Here is a 25130-nt window from a genome sequence, read left to right as displayed (position 1 = left end):
GTCACCCTCCCGTCCCGGACACCGGCAGCACGCCGAGGTCCCACTCCCGTCGCGGCCGGTCGCCGGACCGGCACACGAGCACGCACTCCCCCGTCGCCAGCTGGCGCAACGCGACGGCGAACGTGCCGCCCTTCAGTTCTTCCGGCACCGGCCGCCGCACCCGGTGTGACACGCCGCCCCGGTCACGCACGACCAGCTCGACGTCGCGGCCGTCGAAGTGCACCGGTGCGGGCACGCCCCGGCCGGGCAGGCTCCGACCGCCCGCGTGCAGCTCACCCGGCCTGGCCAGCAGCACCTCGACCGGCCTCAGCACGCCCCCGCTCACCTGGCGAGCGGCGAGCGACACCTCGTGCGGGTAGCGGTCACCGGGGTCGAGCAGCCCACCGGCCACCAGCGCCGCACCGCACGCCGCCGCACGCAGGACCGTGTCCCGGTCCAGGTCGAGCACCCGCCCGCCGGTCTCGGCGCCCATGCCCGCGAGCACGGCCCGGCGCAGCGGCACGAACAACGCGCCCCCGCCCAGCAGCGCCAGCCGCCACGGGCCGCCGTCGGTCAGCTCCGCCCGTGTCGCACGCACCTCGCGCGCCAGCGCGCCCGCGGCGGTGGTCAGGGCCTCGGTCGCGGCGGCCGCGTCGTCGTAGGTCAGCGTGTACGCCCCCGCGGTCACGTACGGCTCGCGGCCGAACAGCTCACGGCGGCCCGCCCACAGCTCGGCCTCCTCCTCGGGCACCAGCCCCGCGCGAGCGGCCGCGATCGTGCGACGCAGCAGCCGCGCGTCCACCCTGGCCGGCGCCACGCGGCTGCCCCGGCGGATCGCGTACTCGGCGAGTGCCGTGTCCACGTCGAACGACCGGGTCACCTCGGTGTGCGACAGCAGCGCGACCCGCGTGGAGGTGACCCGGCAGACGGCGATGCGCAGGGCCGTGGCGCCGAGGTCGCACAGCACCAGCGGAACGTCCACGAGACGAGGGTCGCGGCGGCACAGGTGGGCCGCCGCCGCGACCGGTTGGCTGACCACCCGGCCGTCGGTGTCGTCGGCGCCGCACAGCCTGCCCTCCAGCAACGCGGCGGGCGACGGGTCGCCGCCCAGCCAGGAGTGCGGCACGGCCACCACCGAGCGGCGGGGCACCCCGGCCCGGCCGTCGCGGTCGTCGGCGGGTGCGCGGAGCACGGCCGACACGAACCGGCACACCCTGTCGTCGACGACACCGAGGTCCTCGTCGGGCACGGCCGTGTCCCGCAGCGGCGCCACCGGCACGCCCCTCCGGTCCAGCACCGCGAGCCTGGCGCACGCCATCCCCAGGTCGACGCCGAGATCCAGCTCAGCCATCGTCCCTGCGCTCCCAGCCGTGCACCCCTCTGGCGAACTCGATGTGCGTCGCCGCCTCCGCCAGCCGCCGGTCCGCGACGGCACACGACCAGGCCCGGTGCCGCGCACCGGCGGGCCACCCGGCCGCCGACCACACCGCGTGGGCGAACACGAAGTAGTCGGCGAGGTCGGACGCCATGCCCCACAGCACGGCGTCGAGGTTCGGCGGGTCGGCGGCGGCCGGCCACGAGCGCACCTCGGCCAGGACGTCGGTCGCCGGCATCCCGGCGGTGACCGCGGCCCGGCAGGCGTCCCCGACCTGGGCGGGCGGCATGTCCGGCACGCTGAGCATCTCGGCCAGCACCCTCGCGGCACGCAGTGCGCGCAGGGCGGGCGCGAGGTCCTCGACCTGGTCCCACGGCCCGGCACCGTCCAGCAGCTCGGGGCGGTCACGCACGGCCTCGACGACGCAGGCGGCGACCGTGTCGCGGTCGTGGTCACCGGCGGCGAGCAGCAACGCCCAGGCCGCCGCGTCCGGCCGGTCCCGCCACCGCACGACCGCCGCCTCGGCGACGTCGGCAACGGTCGGCGACGGCCAGCCCGCGTCGGCGAGCGTGCGGCACGCGGCGAGGAACTCCGCCAGGTACCGCCCCGCCGCGCCTGCCGTGAGCCCGTCCGCGAGCAGGACGCGTTCGTGGGCGACGGACCTGAGGACGTCGGCGAGTGGGCAGCCGCCGTCCACCTCCGCGGCCAGCCTGCCCAGCGCGGCGATGTGGCCGGCGACCACGGCAAGCACCTCCCAGCCGCGCTGGGACACCGAGTCGAGCCGCCCCCTGGCCGCCGCGACCGCGAGGATCCTGGCCAGCGCCTCGGGGTCCTGCCCGCCGTCCCCGCCCGGCCTGCTCACCCGCTTCAGCGACCCTGCGGTGACCTCGTCGGACGCGTCGAGGACCCGCCGCAAGGCGTCGGCGAAGCCCGGCAGGTCCGAGCCCGCGGCGAGCACCTCGTACCAGGCGAGCGTGTCCGGCGTGTCGTAGAGCAGGCCGAACGCGGTGCCGGAGCTGACCAGCTCGTCGGCCAGGTCACCGAGCCGGCCGCGGTCGCGCGCCAGCCCGACCGCGGCGGCGGCCTGGTCCGGCGGCCACCCCGGCAACGCACTCGCGACGGCCGCGAGCACCGGCCCGCCCCACGCCGTCGCGAGCCAGGCGCGTGCCGCGTCGTCCCACGGGTGCAGGGCGGCGGTGAGCAGCAGGCCCGCGATGCCGTCCGGGAGGTCAGGGCCGCTGGTCAGCCAGGCGCGGGCCTGCTCCGGCGCGAGCCGCCCGGCCTGCGCTTCTGCCCACGACGCTCCCAGCGCCGCGACCTCGTCCGCCAGCCCGGCCGTCGCCGCCGGGTCGTCGATGTCCCTCGGGCGCGGGTCGGCCGCGAGGAACTCGACGACGGTCGGCGCGGTGTGCTCGAGCACGAGCTTCTCGAGGACCGCGTGGTAGGCCAGCGCCTCGGGTGAGCGGGGTGCGGGCGCGTCGAGCCCGTCGGCGGCGAAGGAGAGGCGGGTCCGGTAGGGGCCCGGCTCGGCGTGTGTGGCGGCCAGGACCGACGTGCGGTAGCCGTAGGGGAGGAACGCCATGACCGCGTCGAGCACCTCGGCCCGTGCCAGTGCTCCCGAAGACTCCGGCGGGCGGACGGTGACCGGCCCGTCGAGCAGCGCGGCGGCGGTCGCGAGGCACCAGGCGGCACCGAGGTCGACGACGGACCGCGCCACCCGGCCGCCGCTCCCGCCGGGCAGGGGCACCGGTGTCGGGGCGGGCAGCGGGTGGTCCAGCGCGACCGACAGCAGGCCGGCGTAGGTGACGCCGCGCCGGGCGGCCGTCTCATGGGTGAGCGCGTAGAAGGACGCGCGGTGGAAGAGCCGCTTCGACGCGTCGTACTGGCCCTCGGCGGGCTCGACCAGGCACATCGCGAGCCACGGCCGGCCGTCCACCGGCGCGGGCGGCCCGAACGAGGCGATCGGCAGCGGCGCGGGCACCGGGCGCCGGGTCGGCGGGTTCATCGAGTACATGGACCGCACCAGGTCGCCGAGCGCGTCGCCGGGGCCGGGTGTCGGCGAGGTCGCCAGCACGCGGGTGTCCCCGGCGTCCAGGTGGTGTTTGCTGTAGTGCGCCCAGAACAGCTCAGGCATGGTCGCGTTCCTCCAGCACTCTCGCGACGAGCGTCTCGACCGGCTCGAGGACGTTGACCGGGTTCATCGGGCCGAGCAGCTTGTGGCGGTCGCCGGACGGGCTGATGTTCTGCCAGTTCTCGCGGCCCCGGTCCATGGCCACGGCGCGGCCGTCGTGGAGGCGGAAGCCGACCGACGAGCAGACGAAGTAGGAGATCGCGTCCTCGCCGAAGGCGGCGAGGAGGGCCTCGTGCATCTCACGGGCGCCGCCCTGCTCCGGCCAGTGGCTGAGCCATTCGAAGAAGTCCCGTGCGTGCCGGTCGCGGACCCTGGGCAGGTGTGGGGGGTGGGGGTCCTGTGTCACGAAGCCCGCCTCGGCCGCCCGCCGAAGCAGGGGGTCGTGGTCGAGCATCGTCACGCACAGGGCGACGTGGCGTGGCATGCCGTGCAGGCCCGTCCGCTGTGCCAGCCTGGTGAGTGCCGAGCGGAAGTGCCGGTTGGTGTCGCGCTGTTCGCGCTCGGACTCCCTGCGGGGGTCGACGAGGAACAGGATGCCGTCGCAGGCGGCCAGGAACTCGATGAACGCCTCGCGTTCCGCCGACGGCGCCTCGCCTGCCTCCTCGTCACGGGTGACCCGGCCTGCGACGTCCATGATCCGCAACCGGAAGGCCAGGTCGACGGGCCTCGGCCGCGCGGCCCTGCGCGGGCCGAAGGTGATGTGCAGGGTGTCCGGCAGCTCGGTGCGGTCGGGCAGGAACCGCTTCGGCGGGGCCATCGCGGTGCGGAGCTTGGTGAAGAAGTCCGTGCTGGGGCCGGGTTCCGGGGTGAAGGACCTGCCGTTGTTGGTCGCGGCGGTCTCCAGCGCCGCGAGCAGGGTGGTCTTGCCGCTCTGCGGTGCGCCGAACAACGCGTGCGTCACGAGGGGCGGCAGTGTCGGGTCGGTGGGCGGGGCTTGCGGGGGCCGCAGCGTCTCCTCGCTCATCTCGGGCTCACCGTGGCCAACGGCGGATACCCCTCACCCACGCCGAGTACCAGGCCGTGCTCGTGCAACAGCCGCAGCGGTGCCTCGCCGAGGTCGGCGCCCTCTGCCGGGGCGCGGGCGGCCGTGATCGACTGCCAGGTCACGGTCGCGTGCGTGCCTGTGGCGGCGTCGGTGCGGGCGAGTGGTTCGAGCAGCGTGAGCACGGCGACCTCCTGTTTGGCGAGTGCCGCCACCGCCTGCGGCCACTCGTGCCCGGCCGGGCAGCGTGGCAGCGAGTCGTCGGTGTCGGCGGGTGCGGCGTGCGGGGGCCGCCACGCGGTGACCACGGCGACCCGGCGGGCATGTGCGCGCCAACCCAGGTCCGCCTCGGCCACGGCGTGCAGCGCGTCCTCGACCGCCGCGACCCTCGGGTCCTCCCACCCGCCGTCCGAACCCCAGGTGGCGAGTGCGACGGACGCCTCACCGGCGGGGCCGAGCGGGTGCAGGTGGGTGACGATCGGCTCCGGCCCGTCGAACGCACGCCAGGCCGGGTCGTGGTCGGCGTACCCGACCAGCCCGATCCGCAGCGCGCCGGGCACCGGGTGTGCCTGCTCGACTGTCTCGACGAGTCGCCGGGTCCTCGCCAGCCGTGCCGCCACCCGCTCGGCGGGGCCACCCAGCTCGACGACGCACACCAGGTCGAGGTGCCCGCCGCCACACACCGCCGGGAACGACCACGCCACGTCGACCGGAGGCACGTCCACGAGCCGGGGCCGGCCAGGGGCTGCCAGCTCGAACGTCACCTCGACCCCCGACGCCGCAGGCACCGGGACGGCATGGGTGATCACCGGCGTCCCGTCTTCCCGCACGACCGGGAGCAGCAGCTCGGACACCGGATAGGGCGGCGGATGGATCCGCAGCACCCGCCGCACGTCCGCGCCCGCCACCGTCCCGGCCGGGAACAGCTCCACCCCCGCCGACTCGACCGAACCCGACGGACCGGCCGCGACGACCGCCAGGTGGTAGGCGTCCCTGCTCGGCGCCCGTCGCGCGAGCCGGGCGGCGACGGCCGGCACGTCCTCGGCCGACCCCACGAGCGACACGTCCGTCCCGCCGTCCGCACGGGCCACGGCCGTCCTCGCCACACGGTCGACCAGCCGCCAGCCCGCGACCCGCCGCAGGGTGACGACCCGGACCCCGGGCGCCCACAGCCAGCCGGGCAGCTCGTCGAGCGCGTGGTGCACCGTGTCCGGGTCGAACCCGGACGCCGGGTTCGTGCCGACGCCCCCCGCCAGCACGAACCCGGCCTCCGCCCCACCCGGCAGGCCGGCCACGACGTGCGGCCACGCCCGCACGTCCGCCTCGCCGACCAGCACGAGCCCCTCGTCATCGGTGTCGAGCCGGACCGTCCGCACCCCCGCGACGTCCAGCTCCACCAGTCCCACCGCCGCCAGCTCGCCGCGGACCAGCCGCGCGACCGCCTCCCCCAGCACCACCCACGGCACCGGCCTCCCGGCCGCCGCGCGCTGCTCTCCCGCCTCCCGCACGACCGCGTCCCGCTCGGCCTCGCCACGCACCCGGCCGCGGATCAGCCCGTCGAGCCGGTCGCGGTCGGTGGGGCCCACGCGGTCGTCGGCGAAGGCGACGTGCTCGACCGCGAGCTGGTCACGTCGCCAGCACGCCTCGTCGAGCGCGGCGGCGAAGTCGGCCTCGTCGTCCGCGTCCGGGACACCCGCGACGATGCCGCCCCACAGGAGCCACCCGCACTCACCGCAGGACTGCTCCACCCCGCCGTCGCGCACCGCGACCAGCGCGCACACCGGACAGCGGGCCACCTCAGCCGACACGGCCACCCCCCGGCGCGTCCAGGTAGCGGCGGGCCGCCGGTGTCAGGTGGGCCTCGCGGAACGGCCCGGGTGCGGACTCCCTGGTGCGCATCCACCGCACCGCGAGCTGTTCGGAGAGCTGGCGCATCGTGCGGGCGTTGCCGAACGTCTTCGGCCTCGGCACGCCCGCGACCACACGCAGCAGCAGCGCGCGGGTCGTGTCGTCGATCTCGATGCCGTACCCCGCGAGGAAGCCGGCGAGGATGTCGGCCAGCTCGTCGTCGGAGAAGTCCGGGAAGTCGATCGGGTCGCCGAACCGGCTGGCGAGCCCGGCGTTGCTGGCCAGGAGCTGCTCCATGTTCTCCTGGTAGCCGGCGACGATGACCACGAGCCGGTCCCGCAGCTCGTCCATGTTCCGCACCAGCGTGGTGATCGCCTCGCGGCCGAAGCGCTCGTCGTCGCTGAGCTGGTAGGCCTCGTCGATGAACAGCACGCCGTCGAGCGCGGCGCCGACCGCCTGGTCGACGAGGTGGGTGGTCTGCCCGACGAACTGGCCGATGACCTGCGAACCGCTGACCGCGTGCGTGTGTCCCCTGCGCAGGGCCCCGATCGTCCGGTAGGCGTGTCCGACCAGGTGTGCCGCCGTCGTCTTGCCGGTGCCCGGGCTGCCGTTGAACACCAGGTGCAGGCTGGGCGGCTCGACGTTGCGGCCCCTGCCGACGACCAGCAGGTCGCCGATGTCGGTGATGCGGTCCACGAGCGCGCTGGTGCCGTGCCGCGCGGCGAGCGTGGTCAGCGCGTCCTCGCCACCCGCGGGCCCGTCCACCAGCCCGGCCTCGCGCAGTGTCGCCTCGCTGAGCGGCGCCCCGGACCTGGCCAGCGCACCCAGTCCCGCGCTCCAGTTGAGGATGGTCTGGCCGGGTTGGGCGACCATGGCGCCGAGCGCGGCGTCCCGGTCCCGCTCGGCGACCGCGAGTGCCGCGACACCGGGTGGGACCAGCTCGAACGCCGCGACGAGGTGCTCCAGCTCGGTGCGCCCGGCCATGCCGATCACCGCGGCACTGCGCCGGGGCGAGCGCCGCAGCTGCCGTTCGAGGAACGCCTCGAGCCCGGCGTAGCGGTGCATCTCGCGCACCGCGTCCCGCACGCCCGTGAGGCTCGCCGAGGTGAACACCAGCAGGATCAGGTTGCCCTGCCGCAGCTCGCCCCGCGCCGCCTGCGTGATCAGCGCGTTCACGTGGTCGTGGGCCAGGCCGCTCAGGGAGCGCAGCACGTCCTCGGCCATCAGCACCACGAGCGCGGTCCGCACCTGGTCGCCGAGCGCGCCGGACATGACCACACCCATCTCGAGGTCGTGGATGTGCCGGGGCAGGCTCGCGGGTGCGGGCCCGCGCCTGTGGCCGACGTCGCTGAGCGGGCCGGACACCAGCAGTGGCCTGCGCTCCCGCTCGCCGTTCGGGCCGCTGCCGGTCAGCAGGTCGTCGCGCAGGGAGTAGATCTGGTCCCCCGGCCTGCTGAACAGCACCCGCTCGAACCCGTGGCCGCGCAACGCGTGGTCCACCACCGACTCGAGGTTGCGGACGACACCCGCCGGGTCGGCGAAGCGGTCGAGCACCCCCGGCCCGCACAGCACGAACAACGACTCGTCGTCGCCGAGGACGAGTGCGTCGGCGATCCTGCCCGGCGAGGTGGTGACAGCGGTCACAAGTGCTCCCGCTCCGCCTCGACGTCGTCGGTGTCCTCGTCGCGTGACGGCAGCTCCTCGACGCGGTCGGTCCTGGCCCAGCCCTGCGCGGCGTCGTCGACGACGGCCTGCATCAGCTCGCCGAGCTTGTCGACGACGTTGTCCGGCAGGTCCTCGCGGGCGATGCGTTCGAACCGGACCGGCAGCTCCTGGCGGTCGTCGCCGGGGGCGGGCAGCCGGATCCGCAGCTGCGCGCCGGAGAAGTTCCTGATGACACCGACGAGGTCGGCGCGGGTGTCGTCGCCCTCGAAGCCCATCTGCCGATCGACGATGTGCCAGCCCCGGTCGGCCATCCGCCCCGCGACGTCGGTGAACACCTCGGCCCGCAGCTGCGCGTGGCGGCAGGTGGCGAGCGCGTTCTGGAACACGCGCTCCAGCCGCCCCGCGAGCCGGTCCAGCTCGCTGCCGAGCAGCGTGGTCAGGCTCGCGGTGTCCGGGGCGGTCTTCGGGTCGGCCACCGCACGCAGCGCCGAGGTCAGCTCCGCGCCCAGCTCGGCGTGGGCGCCACCGGACCAGTGGGCGACGTCCACCTTCGCGACCTCGTCGCCCTGCGCCAGCTCCCACGTGGCCAGCTCCTGCCACCGCTCCCGCAGGACGGTCAGCCCCGAGACGCACGCGGAGCGCAGTGTCTCCCACTCCTGCGCCCGCTCGGCGACCTTGCTCCGCAGCTCGGTCAGGTCCCTGGTGGCGGTCCAGGCGATCATGAAACGCGCGTCGGGCGCGTTGCCGCCCGCGTCGTCGCGGAACTCGACGAGCCTGCGCCCGACGGCGGCCAGCTCGCCGGGCGCGAACCGCTCGTGGCGCCCGTCCTCGGCGATCTCGTCGTGCAGCTCGGCCGCGGTGTTCCCCCACCTGCGTGCCAGCGACAGCGACGCGTCGCGCGCCTGTTCCAGGGCGCCGACGCGGGTCCCGTACTCGCGGTGGATCCCGGCGATCTCGGCCGCGAACTCGTCGCGCACCGCGGTGATCTCGCGCTTGAACTCGCGACGGACCTCCTTGATGCGCCGCGCGTTCTCCTCCGCCGCGGCACGCACCGCGGCGATCTCCCGCTGGTTCGCCCACCAGTCGTCGTAGGTCAACCGGATGCGCTTGTCCCCGAGCCTGCTCATATTTCGTCCTTCCCGCCGCGGTCCCGGTGTGCCGTGACGAAGTCGCGCGCCATGTCGAGTACGCCGGTCGGCGGGACGCCGATGAGCGTGAGGCGCTGGTCGGTGAGTACGAGGTCGGCCGTGCGAGGGCCGGTCTCGAAGTCGAAGCCGGTGTCCGCCAGCCGGCCGGTGAGGTGGTGCACCACCTGGTTGTCGCTGCCGCGCAGGCCGAGCCCGTCGTCGCGGTCGCGGACGTACTGCCCGTCGATGAGCACGTCCAGCTCGGCCAGCAGTTCGTGGGCCGCCGGGTCGGCGCGGAGCCGGTCGAGGGTGAAACCCGTGAAGCAGATGACGTCCAGTTCTCGCCGCGCACGGGCGGCACGCACGGTGGCCGCGAGCCCGGTCGCCTGTGCCATGGGCTCGCCGCCGGACAGCGTGAGCCCCGTGACCGCCGGATCCGTCAGCAACTCCTCGGCCAGCTCCTCCGGGTCGACCAGCCTGCCGCCCCGCTTCGGGATCCACTCCGGCGCCACACAGCCCCGGCAGCGGAACGGACAGCCCTGCACCCACACCGCGGCACGCAGCCCCGGGCCGAGCGCCTCGGTGGCAGGCCAGGTCGCGGCCACCCGCACCGGTGTCGTCACGGCACCATCGCCGCCTCCCACACCAGGCCTGCCAGCTCGGGGTGCACGAGGTCGGAATGGCCGCCCTGCACGGAGAACCCGCCACCGGTCACGACCGCGCTCGCGTCGGCCCGGTACACCCGGCCCCCCTCGACGCCGTACCGCAGACGGCCGCGCTCGACGGTGAGGTGACGGGCGACGCCCGCGTCGAGGCCCGCGAGCCCGTACGTGCCGACGGCCCCGTAGCGCGGCAGCCGTTTCGGCCGCGCCAGCCGGTAGTCCCGGGAGGTCGTCGCCGCCATCCGGTAGAACCAGCGCAGCGCCCGGTCCTTGTCCGAGGTGGTGGTCACGACCGACCCGGTCACCAGCCCCAGGTCGACCAGCGGCCGGAAGTAGCCGTCGACCCGCGTGTCGGGGATGACGGCGGCACACGACCACAGCGACAACGCGCCCTGCAGCAGGGTCAGCGAGTGCACGGGCCGCGCGGCGCTCTGCAGCGCGGCACAGCACACGATCGCGCCGAAGCTGTGGCCGACGAGGTGGAAGCGGACGTTGCCACTGACGTCGGCCTGTCGCAGTGTCTCCAGCAGCGTCCGCACACCGGTCGCGCCGATGTGGAGCGCGCGGCGCTTCATCGCCCAGAAGCTCGTCACCTTGAGCGGGGCGAGCAGCGCGGCCCACGGACCCGGCCGGGTGGCGCGGTAGTCGGCGTGGATGGCGCCGGGCTCGAAGTCGAGGCGGTCGTTGCCGGGGCGCGCGCCCACCTGCTGGAGGTCGAGCCCGGCCCGCTCGTCGAGCCGCACGAACCGGTCCTCGTCTGCGGGCGTGAGCCGTTCGGGGTCGGCGCCCTCCCTTGCGCGGCGCACCAGCGGCGCGAGGTCCTCGACGGTGTCCTCGCCGAGCACGTCGGCGTAGGCGGCTATCTCCGCCTCGACCGACCGCGACGCGCTCGCCGGCTGCCACGGCGCGCTCGGCCAGTGCACCCCGACGACGAGGGACCGGAAGCCGGGGCGCCGCTCCTCGGTCTCGAAGTACCGCAGCGCGAAGTAGTCGGTCATGGCGCGGACCCACTCCTCGTAGGCCGTGAGCGCCCGCGTGTGGGTGTTGAGCCAGCCGTGGCTGAGCAGGAACACGTCGGTGACCGGGGTTCGGGTGTCGGCCATGGCCTCGGCGAGCCGGTCGGGCGCGTCGTCGACCGGCCTGCCGTCCCGGTCGAACGTCACCATCGTCAGTGGGGTCGCCATGTCAGCCCAGCCCGTACAGGTCGAAGGCGGCGACGGTGTTGAGCCGCACGATCCCGCCCGGCACGGGCCGGTCGCCGTCGAGGAACCGGTGGCGTGCCTCGTTGACCGCCCTGGCCCGCAACCCTGCCCCGTTGCCACCGTGCTCGGCGCGCAGCCGCAGGTAGCAGGCGACGACCTCGTTGGAGAAGGCGATCGCCTGTGGTGCGATCACCGGCCACCGGCAGGCGAGGACCGACCGCGCACGGTGGAGTGCGAGCCGCACGCAGAGGCCCTCGACGTCGCGGTCGGCGACCTGCTCCAGCCTGCCGACCGAGCAGCTGGCCAGGATCAGCAGGTTCACCGACCGCCAGTCGCAGCCGTCGCCGCGCCACAGCCCGTCGGACAGGATCATCCCCGCGTCACCCGCGCTGCCGTGCCCGCACACGGTCACGGTCTGGAACTCGCCGTGCTCCTCCAGCGCGGCACGCAACGCGCCCGCCGCGCCACGCGGGTCGTCCGCGGCGTTGAGGCAGGTGGCGCCCGGCAGCGGGCCGTGCTCGGCGAGCCAGCGCTGCCCGTGGTGCAGCCAGGTCGCGTACGCGCCTGCCGCCGCGCCGTCGCCGTCCTCGCCGAAGTGGGACAGGGCGAGCAGCCGGGGCGCGTCGGTGGCGAACTCGGCCTCCATGCGGGTCTGCAGGATCGTCAGCAGCAGCGACAGCGACACCCGTGCCGACCGGACCCTCCGGTAGAGCGGGGTGCCGTTCTCGTCCGGCAGGTGCGCGACCGGCACGGACTGCAGCACGTCCTCCAGCTGGAACAGCACGTCGTCGTCGCGGCAGAGCCCGCCCAGCAGCGGGGACAGCGACCAGATGCCCGCGACGTCACGGAGATAGGCGCGCGTGACGTCGTCGATCCGGTCCATGACCGGCCTTCCGCCGGGGTTCCGGTGGCTCGCCACGAGTTCGGCGACGGCCCGCAGCTCGGTCCGCAGCGTCGCCTCCCACCCCGGTGTCGCGGCGGTCTCCGCGCACAGGGCGTCGAGCCGCTCCGGCACCGCCTCGTCCACCGCGACCGTGGAGGTGGCGAGTGCCGCGACGGCCGGGGCCACGGCGGTGGACCAGGCCAACGGGGTGTCGTCCACGCGCCGGTCGAGCATCGCCAGCAGCGTGTCGACGCAGCCGCCGAGCGAGTCGGCGAACATCCCGGCAGGCGTGCGGATCGCCGGGTCGGCCTCGGCGCTGCGGCCCGCGAGCAACGCCTCTCCCGAGGCGAGCAGCAGCCCGACGTCGTGGCGGAAGGACGCCCAGCGCAGCCGCAGCCGGTCCCCCGCCGCACCCGCGCGTGCCGCGACGAGGCGCAGCTCGCCGCCGTCGGCGCGGACCGCGGCCCAGAACAACGCGCCGTCCGGCCGGAACCCGGCACGCACCAGCACGCCCCGCTCCCCCACCGCGCTGCCGAGCAGGTGCGGGGTCACCCCTGCCCGCAACACCGTCTCGATCTCGGCCAACCACCTGTCCCGCAAGGGTTCCGCCTCGGCGACCGGCGCGGCGGGGACGCGGGCGCGGTGGCGGGCACCGAGCAGGCGCAGCATGTCCTCGTCCCGGCAGGCCTCCGGATCGGGCAGGTGTCCGAAGAACCCGACGGGCTCCGGCACGCGCAGCGGCCAGCGGTCGGCGGCGGGCGCGGCAGGCGCGACCGGCCGCACGCTGGTCAGCACGAACCGCTCGAACAGCAGTCGCTGGCCCAGCTCCGCGTCCCACAGCTGCGCCAGCAGGACCCGCTGTTCCTGTGCCCCGGTGAGCGGGCCCGCGGCGATGCCGCCGACCCCGAGGCGGCGGACGTGGACGCGCAGGCCCTCGACGTAGCCGATGAACTCCTGGCGGTCGTCGATGGTCGTGTCCGGGAAGAGCATGCTCACGCGCAGGTAGCCGACGACCTGCTCGGACAGCTGCCAGGCCAGCTCGCCCCACTCGTCGCCACGGAAGTCGAGCCAGTGGGTCAGCAACGGGACGACGTGCCGGACGGCCGGGTCGCCGCCGGCCGGGACCGACCACAGGTTGGTGTGGGACCGAAGGAACCACTCGGCGACCCGCGCGCCCGGGTCGGGCATGCCGAGGTCGGCCAGGTCGCTCACCAGCGAGAAGACGTACGCGGCCGAGGTGTCCACCTGGGCACCGGCGAGCCTGCGGCGCAGGATCGGGCCGAAGCGGGCCGGGTCGTCGAGGTCCCCGTCACGCAGGCCGCTGTCCGCCTGGATGACCGCGAGCGCGTCGGCGTGGCGGCCCTCGCTGACGAGGACGTCGGCCCAGACCCGCCACAGCGTCATGCCGATGTCGGGCACCGGGCCGGTGCGGACCGCGTGCCACCGCTCGGCCAGCGCGTCGACGTCCCGGTAGCCGTCCTCGTCGACCGAGACGAGCCACTCGACGACGGCGAGACACTCGCCGCCGTGGCCCGCCGAGTCGAGCACCGCGGCGTAGGACGCGAGCGCCATCAGGCCCGTGACCGGGCTGGACAACCGCGACAGCCACGGGACGAGGGCCGCGTCGAGTGCGCCGCGGGAGCCGTGGTCCACGTCCTGGAGACCGACCCAGCGCGCCACCGCGGGCAGGCCCTCGGTGCCGACGCCCAGTTCGTCGAGGCTCAGGATGACCGCGTTCAGGTACAGGACGCCCGCGTCCGGCACCATCGTGGTGAGCCGCGCGTCCAGTGCCCTGCGGAACTCGGCCGCGCGGCGCTCCGGCGGGGTGTGCGGGTCGGGGGCGGCGAGCCCGAGGTCGGCACGCAGCAGGCAGGTGGCCTCCCAGCCGCGGCCGACGTTGGACAGCGCGCCGACGAGCGCGAACAGCAGCGTCGTGCCGATGGTGTCGGCGGTGGCCGAGAGCCGCATGCGGAGCTTGATCGCGAGGCCGAGCAGGTCGCGGTAGTCGGCCTCGGTGACGCCGAGGAACACCTCGACGACACGCAACGCCGCCAGGTTCCTGCGGAGCATGCCCAGGGTGCCCGCGAGCGCGATCACGTACGACGCGCCGAGAACGCCCCGGCCCATGGTCCACCGCAGCTTCTCCGCGAGCCGCGGCCGCACGTCGTAGTCCTCGGCGGTCAGCCCTGAGATGGCCTCGAGGCGGCACAGGTTGGCCGCCGGGTCGTCCAGCTCGGTGCGGGACAGCCGCCGCAGCGTCACGACCGTGGACACCTGCCGCATGCCGGGAATGCGCGTGAGCTCCCGCCGGATCACCCTGCTCGCGGTGCCTGACACGATGTCCCCCGTTCGGTTCGCGGAAATGCCGAGAACGGCCGGGACAAGTGTGGTTGCGGGGCGGGGTTCGAAACTTCAGTGCCGCGACCCCGAATCTTTCGGGGCGGACCCCTAGGAATCCTTTTCCGGGGACTCGTGGGCGAGGCAGCTCTCGAGGATCGCCACCAGCTCGATGATGCCGTCGAAGGTTCGCACTATGCCGCGCTCCTCCTGGCGGACCGTGCCAAGCATCCGCCCCTGCGCGTCTTGTTCCAGGTCAAGAGTGAGAACCATGCGCCGACGTTAGGGGCAGGCACCGGCACGGCGCAGCGGGGGCGCGACCCCGGGTTTCGACCCCCGCCACCCCGAGAACTCGGGGTGGCACCCCGATGACAGCGAAAGCTCAGGCGTCGCCGTCGAAGAACTTCCTCAGCTCGTGCCGGTCGGCGACCTCGAGCTTGCGCAGGATGTTCGACATGTGGGTCTCGACGGTCTTGATGCTGCGGTGCAGGCGGGCGGCGACCTCGCGGTAGGACATGCCCTCCGCGATCAGCCTGGCCACCTCGCGTTCCTTCAGGGTCAGCGCCTCGAGCGGACTGGAGGTCGCGATGACGATGCCGAGCCGCTCGGCCTCGCGCTCGACGAGTATCCGGTAGGCGTCCGCGCCGATCCTGATGAACTGCGCCCTGGCCGTGTGCAGTGCGCGTCCCGCCGCGGTGCGGTGGCCCTGTTCGTGGTGGCAGCGGGCCACCAGCAGGCCGATGCGGGCCTCCTCGAGCGGCAGGCCGAGGTCGGCGGCAAGCTCGGCCGCCGACGCGCACTCCCGCAGTGCGACGTCGTGTTTCTTGCGCCCCAACGCGATCTGGGCGGACACGCGTGCCACGGACAGCTGCGCCGAGCGGCGACCGCCGGACGCGGGCCCCTCGCGGAAGGCCGCCAACGCGGTCTCGGCCTCGTCGAGCCTGCCGAGCTGGGACAACGCGTCCGCACGGATCGGCCCGAACAGGTGGGTGCCGGGCTCCTGCGAGTCGTAGTGCGCCTCGAGCCGCTCCGCTGCCGACAGCAGGCGCTCGCGGTCCCCGCGTGCCTGCGCGATCGCGCACCGCGCGCCCGCGGCGTAGGCGTGCGCGGTGTGCGTGCCGATGAAGTCGGCGATGCGTGCGGACTCGGCGGCGTGCCGCTCGGCGGCCTCCCAGTCGCCCGCGGCGGCACGCGGGTAGACCGCGAGCGCGTGCAGGATCGGGAAGTCCCACACCCTGCTGTGGAACACGGCGTTGCCGACCGCGAGGCGGGTGAACACGCGTGCCTCGCCGAGCCGTCCGCGCCGGTACTCGACCTCGCCGAGGAAACCCAGTCCCTGGCTCACCCGCAGCGCGTCGCCCGCGGTGGCGCGGCGGACCACCTCGTGCAGGTCGTCGGCCGCGCCGTCGAGGTCGTCGATCCAGAGCCGGATCATGCCGCGCGCCACGAGCCGCTCCATCGCCGCGCGGTCGCCCGGTTCCCCTGCCCAGGCAAGGAGTTCCAGCGCCTCGTTCGACTGGCCGCTCAACGCCATGCCGAGTGTCCTCGCGAACCAGGCGAACCCGTCGACCGTCGGGTCCGGGGAGCCCGCGGCGACGGCGACCGTGCCGAACTCGACCATCTCGTCGTAGGCGAGGAAGACCACGCCGATGATCGCGAGCTGTGCGGCGATCCTGGCGCGGAGGTCGGCGGGTGCGTCGGCGAGCTCGGCGCCGTCGCGGGCGAGTGCCGCCAGGGCGCCGTGCTGCAGTTCCTTGGCGGCGGCGACCCGGCCGGAGAGCAGCTTGAGGTAGCCGAGGGCGTAGTCGCGCCACGGCCCGGCGGGTGCCCGTTCCAGCTCGCCCTCGTACTCCTGGGCGGCGGTCAGCTCCCCGGCCACCAGGAGGGTCTCGACCGCGGTGAGCACGAGCCCGAGCCGCTCCGGTCCCGGTGCCGTGCAGTCCATCGCGCCACGCAGGTAGAAGGCCGCGCCTGCGACGTCGGAGACGGCGAGGCGTTCCTTCGCCGCGGTGGCCAGCTCGCCGGCGAGGATCTCGTCGACGCCGCCCTCGATCGCGGCGACGCGGTGCCCGAGGCTCGCCGCGCCGCTGGTGGTCACCGCGCACCGGCGGTGCAGCTCGGCACGCAGCCGCCGCGCGAGGTCGTGGTAGACGATGTCGCGCACGAGCTTCTTGGCGAAGGTCAGCTGACGGCCGTCCGTGCCGGGCACCTCGACGAGGAGCCCGGCCTCGATCGCCTGCTCGATCGGCTTCGCGACCGACTCGAGCCCGGACACGAACCGCACCTGGGCGACGCTGAACCGCTGTCCCAGCACGGCTCCCGCGGCCACCAGCTCCCTGGTGTCCCACTCGCAGGACGCGAGCCCGGCGGCGATGGCGGGCGCGATCTCCTTGGGGATCTTGAGGGGCCCCTGCCCGGACATGATCGACTCGATGGGCGTGCGGCGCAGGACGTCCGTGACGTACAACGGATTGCCGCCGGTCGCCTCGTGCAGTCGGGCGGCGCCGTCCGGGGACAGCTCGGCGTGCCCGCTGCGTGCGGCGAGGCGGATGAGGTCGGCGGGCGTGAGGCCGTCGAGGGGCAGGTGGATGCCGTGCTCGCCGTCGAACAGTTGTTGCCAGCCCTCGAGAAGCGCCCAGCTCCGGCCGAAGTAGGGCACCGTGGACTGTGGGTCCTGGGGGCTGTGGGAGAGGATCACCATGACCTGGTCGTAGCCCAGGCGCCTGCTCGCGTAGTGCAGTGCCATGAGCGAGGGCCCGTCGGCCCACTGCGCTTCCTCGAGGACGAGCACCATTCCCTTGGTGGAACGCAGGTCCTTCAACAGCTCGATGCCGATCAGGCCGGGTTCGGCGTCGGCGCTCATGGTGGCCGCCCGCTCGGCGAGGCGGCGTCCCGGCGTCTGCGCGACCACCGCTCGGAACACGTGCCAGGGCGTCGCCGCGTCGATGTCGCTCGCGGTCACGTGGATCACCGTCGCGTCGACGTCCGCGAGGAACCGGCTGACCAGCGCCGCCTTGCCGATACCGGGATCGCCCGTGATCCCGACGACCCGGGCCACCCCGCCCCGCACGGTCTCCCACGCCCCGCGAAGCGTGGCGAGCTCACCGTCGCGGCCGACAAAGATGGAGCCCACTTCGTCCTTCACAAGCCCCATCCCGTCCGATAGCGCACGCCCTCATGTTCGTCCGACCGAACAACGGCGTTTCAGCCCGGGAATGACGGACAATTTCGGTTTTCAGATTTCGCCGCCTCGTGCCGATTTCGCCGGAGCGCTAGTCTGGGACGCCGTCGACGTCGCTGGAGGGATCTCGTGCGGATCTTCGCTGCTGTCCTGACGAGCGTGCTGCTGCTGAGCGGAACGGCGACCGCCGCACCGGCACCGACGTGGTCGCCGTCGCCCGTCGAGTGGGGATCGTGCGGGGAGGACTTCCCGGACGGCGAGTGCGGCACCGTGACGGTGCCACTGGACTGGCACCGTCCGTCGGGCGCGACGATGGACCTCGCGGTGGCACGGCACCGGGCCACCGACCCCGCGCGGCGCCTCGGGGTACTGATGGTCAACCCCGGCGGCCCTGGCACGTCAGCCGCCGAGTTCGCGCTGTTCTCCGGCTACTTCAGCCAGGAGATCCTCGCCAGGTTCGACATCGTCGGCTTCGACGAGCGGGGGACCCAGAGCAGCCAGATCATCAAGTGCCCGGAACAGGTCGACGCGCCGAGCACCTACCCGGCCACCGAGGCCGAGTTCAACGCGTTGCTGAGCTACAACCGGAAGGCGGTCGCGGACTGCCGCGCGGCGAACCTCCCGGTGTTCGACCACGCCGACACGGCGTCGGCCGCGCAGGACATGGACGCCGTCCGCCGCGCGCTCGGCGAGCGGAAGATCAGCTACCACGGGATCTCCTACGGCACACTGCTCGGCCAGCAGTACGCCGAGAGTTTCGGCAGCCACATCCGCGCGATGGTGCTGGACAGCAACATCGACCACAGCGTGGACATCGACCACTTCCTCGGCGACCGTGCGACCTCCGTCGAGGACTCGTTCCTGCGGTTCGTGCACTGGTGTGACACGACGGAGACCTGTGCGCTGCACGGCCAGGACGTCCTCGCGACGTGGCAGACCGCGCTGCGGAAGGCCGACCAGCAGCCGCTGGGCCCCAACTGGTTGCGGGAGTGGGTGTTGGCCGACCTGCGCGGCCCGGACTACGACGACATCGGCCGGATCATCGCCGCCACGGCGGCCGGTCTGCCGACGATGACCACGCAGTTGGACTACAACTACGCGTCGCTCCGCCTCGCCGTCGTCTGCCAGGACTTCTCCCTGCGGATCAGTGACTTCGCCCAGTACTCCCGGCTGCGTGCCATCGAGCTGCGCAAAGCCCCGCTCATGGGCGGCACCTCGCTGTCCCACGACGAGGCCGTCGCGTGCATGGGCGTCACGGGCCCGCCCGCGAACCCGCCGCACCGCCTCGACGTCGACAACGCCCCGAAGATCCTGCTGCTCAACTCCCTGGACGACCCGTCGACCCCGTACGCGTGGGCCCGCCGCATCCACGCGCAGGCCCCGAACACGGCCCTGCTCACCTATGAGGGCGCGGGCCACGGCGTCTACGACAACAGCACCTGCGCCCGCGCCGCGACCGACGCCTACCTGCTCACCCTGAAGGCCCGCGACACCACCTGCCCCGACCAACCGCACTGAAGGACGCCTTCGTAACGCCGGACGTTATGAAGGCGTCCTTCAGTACGCCCGGGCTGGGTCCACGAAGGGTGAGTCGGTGGTGGCGCGGGACCGGCAGGTAGTGCCCGGTAGACAGGCAGGCGAGGCCCTCCGCAGACCGGAGAAGAAGTGCGCGGGGACAGCCGCGTTACGAAGGCTCCCTTCGATACGCCCAGCGTTATGAAGGGCCCCTTCAGTACGCCGGCCCGGCTCCACCCGGACACAGCAGACCGGCCTCAACGTCACCATGTTCCGGCAGGTCAGCGCCTGCCACGTGGCGCCGGACGCACAGCGCCCGGCCCCCACCAGGCCCTCACCCGCCGCAACGCCCAACCCAGCCGCAGGCCAACCGGTGGATCCAGGCCCAACGCAATGAAGGCTCCCTTCAGTACCCCCAGCGTTACGAAGGCGTCCTTCAGTGCGGGGGGTCGGGCTGCGGGGCGAAGGTGGTCACGCACGCCTGCCAGGCCGGTTCGCCGAGGTGGTCGCGCATGCGGTTGAACAGGCGCCACAGTGCGTCGCCCGCCTCGCGCATGACGTCGGGGTTGTGGGTCACCACGTCGATCTCGTTCGCGGCGGTGATGTCGGCGAAGGCACGCAGGTCCCCGGCGGTCAGCCGGTGGTCGAGGCCGGTGAACCGGTCGTGGAACACCGGGTCCTGTTCGGACAGTCGCGGGTAGACGGTCCCCCGGTCGCAACCGCCGTAGGCGTACACGATGCGTTCCGCGTCCTCGCCGATCGCCGCGCGCAGGACCGGTCGTTCCGTCACCGCGAGCAGCGGTTCCGGGAACCCGTCCGTGCCGTAGGCGGCGTGGGTGAGGCCGGCCAGCGCCACCGGGTCGGGCACCTGCCACGACCGCAGCGTCTCGTACACCCGTTCGAGGTGGGCGAGCAGCGTCCCACCGGGGTGCGGCAGCTCGGCCGCACCCCGTTGCCTCAGCAGTGTGACCGCCGCACGTGTCGCGGTGTCCACGACCGGCCTACTGGTTCGCTGACGCGAGACCGGCCGGCGCGGAGGCCAGGGCCGCGTTGATGGCGGCCGCCAGCGCGCGGGCGGCCTCCTCGGTCAGCTCCACCGCCACCCGGGCGGCCGGACCTGCCGCGATGTCGGTGAAGTCGATGTTCAGGGTGTGCGCGTACTGCGCGTGCACCGGGTGGTCGACGTACACCTGGGCACTACTGAGGCCGAACCACCCGTTCGCGCCCTTGCCGCTGCCGTCGATCTCGATCCGCTCTGTCTGGTATGTGCACATGTCTCCACCTCAGTTCAGGGTGCGGCCGAAGAAGTCCCAGATCTTGCCCCAGCCGTCGACCGCGGCCTCCGGCCGGTAGCTGGGCCGGTCGACGGCGAAGAACGCGTGGCCCGCGCCGTCGTAGCTGTGGAACTCGTGCGCCTTGCCGAGCCGGGTCAGCTCCTCGTCCAGCTTCGCGACCTGCTCGGGGCCGGGGAACTTGTCGTCCTTGCCGAACAGGCCGAGCAGCGGGCACGACAGCTGCGGCGCGAGGTGCAGGATCGGCTTGAGCGCCTTGGGCAGGCCCTCCGGCGCGTCCTCGACGATGAACGCCCCGTAGCAGTCCACCGCGGCGTCCAGCTGCAGGGAGCACGCCGAGAGGTACGCGTGGCGCCCGCCCGAGCAGTGGCCGATCACGCCGATCTTCCCGGTCGCGCCGTCCAGCGCACGCAGGTGGTTCGCGGCGCCGTCGACGTCGCCGACCAGCCGCTCGTCCGGCACGCCGCCGTTGGCACGCACGAAGGCCGACGCGTCGTCCGGGCTCGCGCCGGGTGCCTCGCGGGCGTACAGGTTCGGGCAGAGCGCGGCGTACCCGTTGACCGCGAACGTCCTGACCATCTCCTTGGTCGCCGCGTCGTAGCCGGGCATGTGGTGGATGACCACGACGCCGGCGTGCGCGCCGCCGTCGAGTGGCTGGGCCAGGTAGGCCTCGATCTCGTCCCCGCCATGTCCGGTCATCGTGACCGTTTCCGCCCTGATCGCGTCACTCATCCCGAAGGTCGCCTCCCATGAGGGTTTCCGGCTGGTGATCGCCGGTTGCCCTCACCCTAGGCGGCGGCGGGCGACGCCACCCGTCACCCCGGGATGGATCACACCTCGGTGGAGAGCACGCCACCGGAAGTCGTGCCACCGGCCGGGACGGTTAGATGGTCGGGTGACCGGAGGGCGGGACATGCGGCAGTCGTACGGGTTCGTGGGAGCAGGCGAGCTGACGGCCGCCGTGGTGACGGGGCTCAACGCGGACGCCGCGGCACCGCCGGAGGTGTTCCTCTCGCCGCGAGGCCGCGCGGTGGGGCGTGAGCTGGCGGACCGGTTCCCGAACGTGCGGGTCCGCGGGAGCAACCAGGAGGTGCTCGACGCCACGACCACCGTGGTGCTGGCCGTGCGGCCGCCGGTCGCTGCGGAGGTGCTGGCGGAGCTGACGTTCCGCCCGGAGCACGTCGTGGTGAGCGCGCTCGCCGGTGTGCACCTGGCGCGGCTGCGTGAGTGGACGGCGCCCGCAGGCCACGTCGTCCGGTCGATCCCGCTGCCGCAGGCGGTGCGCAGGCAGAGCCTCACCGCCCTGTACCCGGACCACGCCGTCGCCAGGGAGCTGTTCGAGCGGGTGGGCGGGGTCGTCGTGCCTGCCGAGGAGGCGGCCCTCGACTCGTTCAGCGCGGCGACCGCCACGTTCGCCGCGCACCTCGACTACCTCACGACCATCGCGGGCTGGCTCGCCGACCACGGCGTCGACCGCGACACCGCCTCCGCCTACACCGCGCACATCTTCGGCCAGCTCGGCGAGTCCCTGCTGACGCACACCGGCGACCTCGCCGAGCTGACCGGCAGGTACATGACCCCCGGCGGGATCAACGAGCAGCTGCTGGGCGACCTGCGGGGCGCAGGTGTGCCCGACACCGTGCGCGGCGCACTCGACCGGGTGCTGGCACGCCTGCGTGGATAGCCGCTCGACGCTGAGCGGCTGTCCGTGCCGGGGTCTACGCGGCCTGCCCGAGGCCCCGGTCGCGGTCACGCGACAGGGGGATCACGTTGTCGCCCGTCACCGCGGGCCGGTCGAGCCCGAACTCGCGGTGCAGCAGGTCGACGGCACGCACACAGTCCGCCCTGGACATCGTGACCGACGCGCGGACCTGTGACGTGGCCACCGAGTAGGTCTCGATGCCCGCCGTCGCCAGGGTGGCGAGCATCCGGCCCGTCGTGCCAGGGTGGCTGAGCAGCCCGGTGCCGACGAGGGACACCTTGGCCATCGACTCGTGGATGTCGGCCTCGCAGCCGAATCGGTTGAGCACCCTGCTCACCGTCTCCGCCTGCGAGCGCGCGATGGTGAAGTCCCAGCCGTAGCCGAGGTCCTGGTCACCGACGCGCGCCACCAGGTCGATCGCGACCGCCGCCTCGGCCAGCGCGGCGAACACCTCGGCGCCCCGGCCCGCGGGGCCGCCCGGGTGGACCACGACGCGTGCGACGTCCGTGTCGTGGGCGATTCCCGTCACGGGCTGGGAGTTCTCGAGCATCTCATGTCCAGTCTGATCGGAGACGACCGTCGTGCCTGGTTTGTTGGTGAACGCGGAGCGGACGTGGATGCTGACACCGGAGCGGCCCGCGAGGTCGACCGACCGCGCGTGCAGCACCCGCGCGCCCGCGTAGGCCATCTCGGACATCACGCCGCTGCCGATCGTGGTCAGCACCTGGGCGTCCACCGCGATCCTGGGATCGGCGCTGTAGACGCCGTCCACATCGGTGTAGATCTCGCACGTGGTCGCGCCGAGCGAGGCGGCGAGCGCGACGGCCGTCGTGTCGGAGCCGCCGCGCCCCAGGGTCAGCACGTCGCCGACGGCGTCGACGCCCTGGAAGCCCGCGACGACCGCGACCATGCCGCTGTCGAGAACCTCACGCAGCCGGGTGCCGTCGATGTCGGCGATGCGGCCGTCACCGTGGTGGCCGTAGGCGGCGATGCCCGCCTGCGCGCCGGTCAGCGAGACCGCGGGGGTCCGCGCGTCGTTGAGCGTGATCGCCAGCAGCGCCGCCGCGGCGATCTCGCCGGTGGCGAGGAGCTGGTCCATCTCGCGTGCGGCCGGTGCCTTCGCCACCGAGTTCGCGTCCGTCACGAGGTCGTCAGTCGTGGCACCGCGCGCGGACACCACCACGACGACCGGGTAGCCCGCGTGGTGGGCGTCGGCGATCCGCATGGCCACCTCGCGCAGCCGCGCGGGCGTGGTGCCGACCGACGTGCCGCCGAACTTGAGCACGCGGATCCCCGCCGCGGTCTCGCGGCCGGGTCCTAGGGGGACAATCATCGAGCGGGTTCTCCTTCTGGCTGGTGTGTTCGGTGGTCATCGCGCCACGACGTCGAGCGCTCGCGCGATCGCGTTGGGCACGTTGATCCCGGCACGGTCGAGCAGGTAGCCCTCGCCGCCGACGAGGTCGTAGTGGACGTCGGGCACCCCGATCCGCCGCACCGGCGGACCTCCGACCTCGGCCACCACCTCGCACACGGCGCCGCCCATGCCGCCGAGGGCGCGGTGGTCCTCGATGGTCACCACCACCTCGGCGGAGGTGATCGCGTCGAGGACGGTCTCGCGGTCGAGCGGCTTGACCGTGTGCAGGTTCAGGTGTCCGGCGGAGATCCCCCGCGCGGCCAGCTCCCTGGCCGCCCCGGCCGCGACCAGGTTCGGGTACGGGCCGGTGGCGATGTAGAGCACGCGCCCCGGCTCGCGCAGCACCCGCGCCCTGCCGAGGACGAACTCGGCCCGCTCCTCGTACAGGGTGTCGGTGGCCAGGCGCCCCAGCCGCAGGTACGCGGGACCGGGTGTCGCCGCCAGCGCCACCGTGGCCTGGACGGTCTCGAAGGCGTCGCCGGGCACGACCACCGTCATGTTCGGCAGCATCCTGGTCGCGCCGACGTCCTCCAGCGAGTGGTGGGTCGGGCCGTAGTGCCCCGACGCGAGCCCGCCGTGCGTGGCGACGATCTTGACCGGCAGGTTCGCGCCCGCGATGTCGATCTTGATCTGCTCGAACGCCCTGGCGATGGCGAACGGGCTCATGCCGTTGGCGAACACCGGCCGTGCCGCCACGGTCATGCCCGCGGCGACGGTCATCATGTTCTGCTCCGCGATGCCCAGCTCCACGTACTGGCGCGGCAGCACGGCGGCGAAGTGGTCCTCGAAGTCCATGTCGTTGGACAGGCACGCCAGAAGCGGGTTCTCCCTGCCGAGCGCGAGCAGCACCATGGCGTAGGCGTCGCGGCTCTGGATGGTCGAGCGGTTCTCCCAGACGTGGTCGAGGACGTCCGCGACGGAACGGTCGGTCGCGATGTCGGTGGCGCCCATCAGACCTCACCGTCCAGTGCCTCGAGCGCCAGCCGCCGCGCGTCGGCCGACAGCGTCGCCGAGTGGCTCTTCTTGGTGTCGTGCAGGCCGGGGACGTTGCGTGCCTTGATGGTCCTGGCGAGCACGACCGTCGGCCGGTCCGGCTCGACCGGCCCGTCGAGCGCCTCCCTGATCTGGTCGTGGTCGTGCCCGTCGATCCTGAGCACGCGCCAGCCGAACGCGGCCCACTTGTCGGCCAGCGGCTCCAGCGACATGATGTCCTCGGTCCTGCCGCTGATCTGCCAGCCGTTGCGGTCCACGATCGCGATCAGGTTGTCGACCTCGTGGTGGGCGGCGGCCATCATCGCCTCCCAGTTCGAGCCCTCCGCCAGCTCGCCGTCGCCGAGGATCACGAACGCCCGGTTGTCGTGGCCGAAACGCCGCCCGGCCAGGGCGACCCCCAGCCCCAGTGCGAGCCCGTGGCCCAGCGAGCCAGTCGAGAAGTCCACGCCCGGCAACGTCTTCATGGGGTGGCCGGCGAGCCTGCTGCCCTCCTCGGCGTAGGTCGCGCACTCCTCCTCCGGGATCACGCCGGTCGCCGCGAGTGCCGCGTAGAGGCCCGCGGACGCCTGTCCCTTGCTGAGCACCAGGTAGTCACGACCCTCCGGTGCTCCCCCACCGGCCGGCTGCCGAAGTACCTCGCCGTAGAGCACGGCGAGCAGGTCCGCGATCGACACACTGCCACCGATGTGCACCCCGTTCGGGGAACCGCTCATCTCGATGACCAGCCGCCGAATTTCCACGGCGAGCTTTCCGGTCGCATTCTGCGGTGACGCCTGTTTGAGCATTCTTGGTCCTTCCGAAACCGCTAGGCGAATTAACGAGCCAAGCGTGACCTTTGTCAA

General features: G+C 73.5%; 19 protein-coding genes. 2 read left to right on the top strand and 17 right to left on the bottom strand.

What is annotated here, in order from left to right; translation table 11 throughout:
* Position 1: 1 nt before the first annotated feature.
* The 11 genes from CLV71_RS38800 to CLV71_RS38755 all read right to left on the bottom strand — a co-directional run bounded on the left by CLV71_RS38800 (position 2) and on the right by CLV71_RS38755 (position 17324).
* Positions 2-1330: a hypothetical protein gene (locus CLV71_RS38800; RefSeq protein WP_133907924.1), complete on the bottom strand. Its 1329-nt coding sequence runs from the start codon at positions 1328-1330 to the stop codon at positions 2-4.
* Positions 1323-3488, bottom strand: coding sequence for a hypothetical protein (locus CLV71_RS38795; RefSeq protein ID WP_133907923.1), 2166 nt, complete (start codon positions 3486-3488; stop codon positions 1323-1325). Before CLV71_RS38795 ends, CLV71_RS38800 begins: the two co-directional genes overlap by 8 nt.
* On the bottom strand, positions 3481-4449 hold the full coding sequence (locus CLV71_RS38790; RefSeq protein ID WP_133907922.1) for a TRAFAC clade GTPase domain-containing protein: 969 nt from the start codon (positions 4447-4449) through the stop codon (positions 3481-3483). Before CLV71_RS38790 ends, CLV71_RS38795 begins: the two co-directional genes overlap by 8 nt.
* Positions 4446-6275, bottom strand: a complete 1830-nt coding sequence (locus CLV71_RS38785) for a hypothetical protein (protein ID WP_133907921.1) — start codon at positions 6273-6275, stop codon at positions 4446-4448. The genes CLV71_RS38790 and CLV71_RS38785 overlap by 4 nt, the downstream gene beginning before the upstream one ends.
* On the bottom strand, positions 6265-7959 hold the full coding sequence (locus tag CLV71_RS38780; protein WP_133907920.1) for an AAA family ATPase: 1695 nt from the start codon (positions 7957-7959) through the stop codon (positions 6265-6267). Before CLV71_RS38780 ends, CLV71_RS38785 begins: the two co-directional genes overlap by 11 nt.
* Positions 7956-9107, bottom strand: a complete 1152-nt coding sequence (locus CLV71_RS38775; RefSeq protein ID WP_133907919.1) for a hypothetical protein — start codon at positions 9105-9107, stop codon at positions 7956-7958. The genes CLV71_RS38780 and CLV71_RS38775 overlap by 4 nt, the downstream gene beginning before the upstream one ends.
* Positions 9104-9730: a 4Fe-4S single cluster domain-containing protein gene (locus tag CLV71_RS38770; RefSeq protein WP_133907918.1), complete on the bottom strand. Its 627-nt coding sequence runs from the start codon at positions 9728-9730 to the stop codon at positions 9104-9106. Before CLV71_RS38770 ends, CLV71_RS38775 begins: the two co-directional genes overlap by 4 nt.
* A complete protein-coding gene (locus tag CLV71_RS38765; RefSeq protein WP_133907917.1) occupies positions 9727-10953 on the bottom strand; it encodes an alpha/beta hydrolase in 1227 nt (408 codons plus the stop codon). Before CLV71_RS38765 ends, CLV71_RS38770 begins: the two co-directional genes overlap by 4 nt.
* Position 10954: 1 nt before the next feature.
* Entirely contained in the window at positions 10955-14191 is a 3237-nt protein-coding gene (locus CLV71_RS38760; RefSeq protein ID WP_133907916.1) for a CHAT domain-containing protein, read from the bottom strand.
* A gap of 111 nt (positions 14192-14302) precedes the next feature.
* Positions 14303-14464, bottom strand: coding sequence for a hypothetical protein (locus tag CLV71_RS48150; protein WP_166664434.1), 162 nt, complete (start codon positions 14462-14464; stop codon positions 14303-14305).
* 109 nt (positions 14465-14573) lie between these two features.
* On the bottom strand, positions 14574-17324 hold the full coding sequence (locus tag CLV71_RS38755) for an ATP-binding protein (protein ID WP_166664433.1): 2751 nt from the start codon (positions 17322-17324) through the stop codon (positions 14574-14576).
* A 177-nt stretch (positions 17325-17501) separates the two neighbouring features.
* Between CLV71_RS38755 and CLV71_RS38750 the strand changes: the two genes are divergently transcribed.
* On the top strand, positions 17502-18890 hold the full coding sequence (locus CLV71_RS38750; RefSeq protein WP_133907914.1) for an alpha/beta hydrolase: 1389 nt from the start codon (positions 17502-17504) through the stop codon (positions 18888-18890).
* Positions 18891-19323: 433 nt separating this feature from the next.
* On the opposite strand, the gene CLV71_RS38745 is transcribed toward CLV71_RS38750, so the two are convergent.
* The 3 genes from CLV71_RS38745 to CLV71_RS38735 are packed head-to-tail and all read right to left on the bottom strand — an operon-like array spanning position 19324 to position 20911.
* Entirely contained in the window at positions 19324-19881 is a 558-nt protein-coding gene (locus CLV71_RS38745; protein ID WP_133907913.1) for a DUF6817 domain-containing protein, read from the bottom strand.
* Positions 19882-19888: 7 nt separating this feature from the next.
* Entirely contained in the window at positions 19889-20161 is a 273-nt protein-coding gene (locus CLV71_RS38740; protein WP_133907912.1) for a DUF6295 family protein, read from the bottom strand.
* A gap of 9 nt (positions 20162-20170) precedes the next feature.
* Positions 20171-20911 carry a dienelactone hydrolase family protein gene (locus CLV71_RS38735; protein WP_133907911.1) on the bottom strand — a complete coding sequence of 247 codons (741 nt, stop codon included), beginning with the start codon at positions 20909-20911 and terminating at the stop codon, positions 20171-20173.
* A gap of 181 nt (positions 20912-21092) precedes the next feature.
* On the opposite strand from CLV71_RS38735, the gene CLV71_RS38730 reads away from it, so the two are divergent.
* Positions 21093-21863, top strand: a complete 771-nt coding sequence (locus CLV71_RS38730) for an NAD(P)-binding domain-containing protein (protein ID WP_133907910.1) — start codon at positions 21093-21095, stop codon at positions 21861-21863.
* A 34-nt stretch (positions 21864-21897) separates the two neighbouring features.
* Here the strand turns inward: CLV71_RS38730 and CLV71_RS38725 are convergent, their stop codons facing one another.
* The 3 genes from CLV71_RS38725 to CLV71_RS38715 are packed head-to-tail and all read right to left on the bottom strand — an operon-like array spanning position 21898 to position 25073.
* A complete protein-coding gene (locus tag CLV71_RS38725; RefSeq protein ID WP_208297963.1) occupies positions 21898-23214 on the bottom strand; it encodes an aspartate kinase in 1317 nt (438 codons plus the stop codon).
* A gap of 36 nt (positions 23215-23250) precedes the next feature.
* Complete coding sequence (locus CLV71_RS38720) at positions 23251-24246, bottom strand: transketolase family protein (RefSeq protein WP_133907909.1); 996 nt, start codon at positions 24244-24246, stop codon at positions 23251-23253.
* The gene (locus tag CLV71_RS38715) at positions 24246-25073 is read right to left on the bottom strand and encodes a transketolase (protein WP_133907908.1); all 828 of its coding nucleotides are present in this window, start codon (positions 25071-25073) and stop codon (positions 24246-24248) included. The genes CLV71_RS38720 and CLV71_RS38715 overlap by 1 nt, the downstream gene beginning before the upstream one ends.
* Between the last annotated feature and the right edge of the window lie 57 nt (positions 25074-25130).

Source organism: Actinophytocola oryzae, assembly GCF_004364325.1.
Taxonomy (GTDB): Bacteria; Actinomycetota; Actinomycetes; order Mycobacteriales; family Pseudonocardiaceae; genus Actinophytocola; species Actinophytocola oryzae.
Note: the sequence above shows the minus strand (reverse complement) of the source record. Positions and strands in the feature narration are given on the sequence as shown.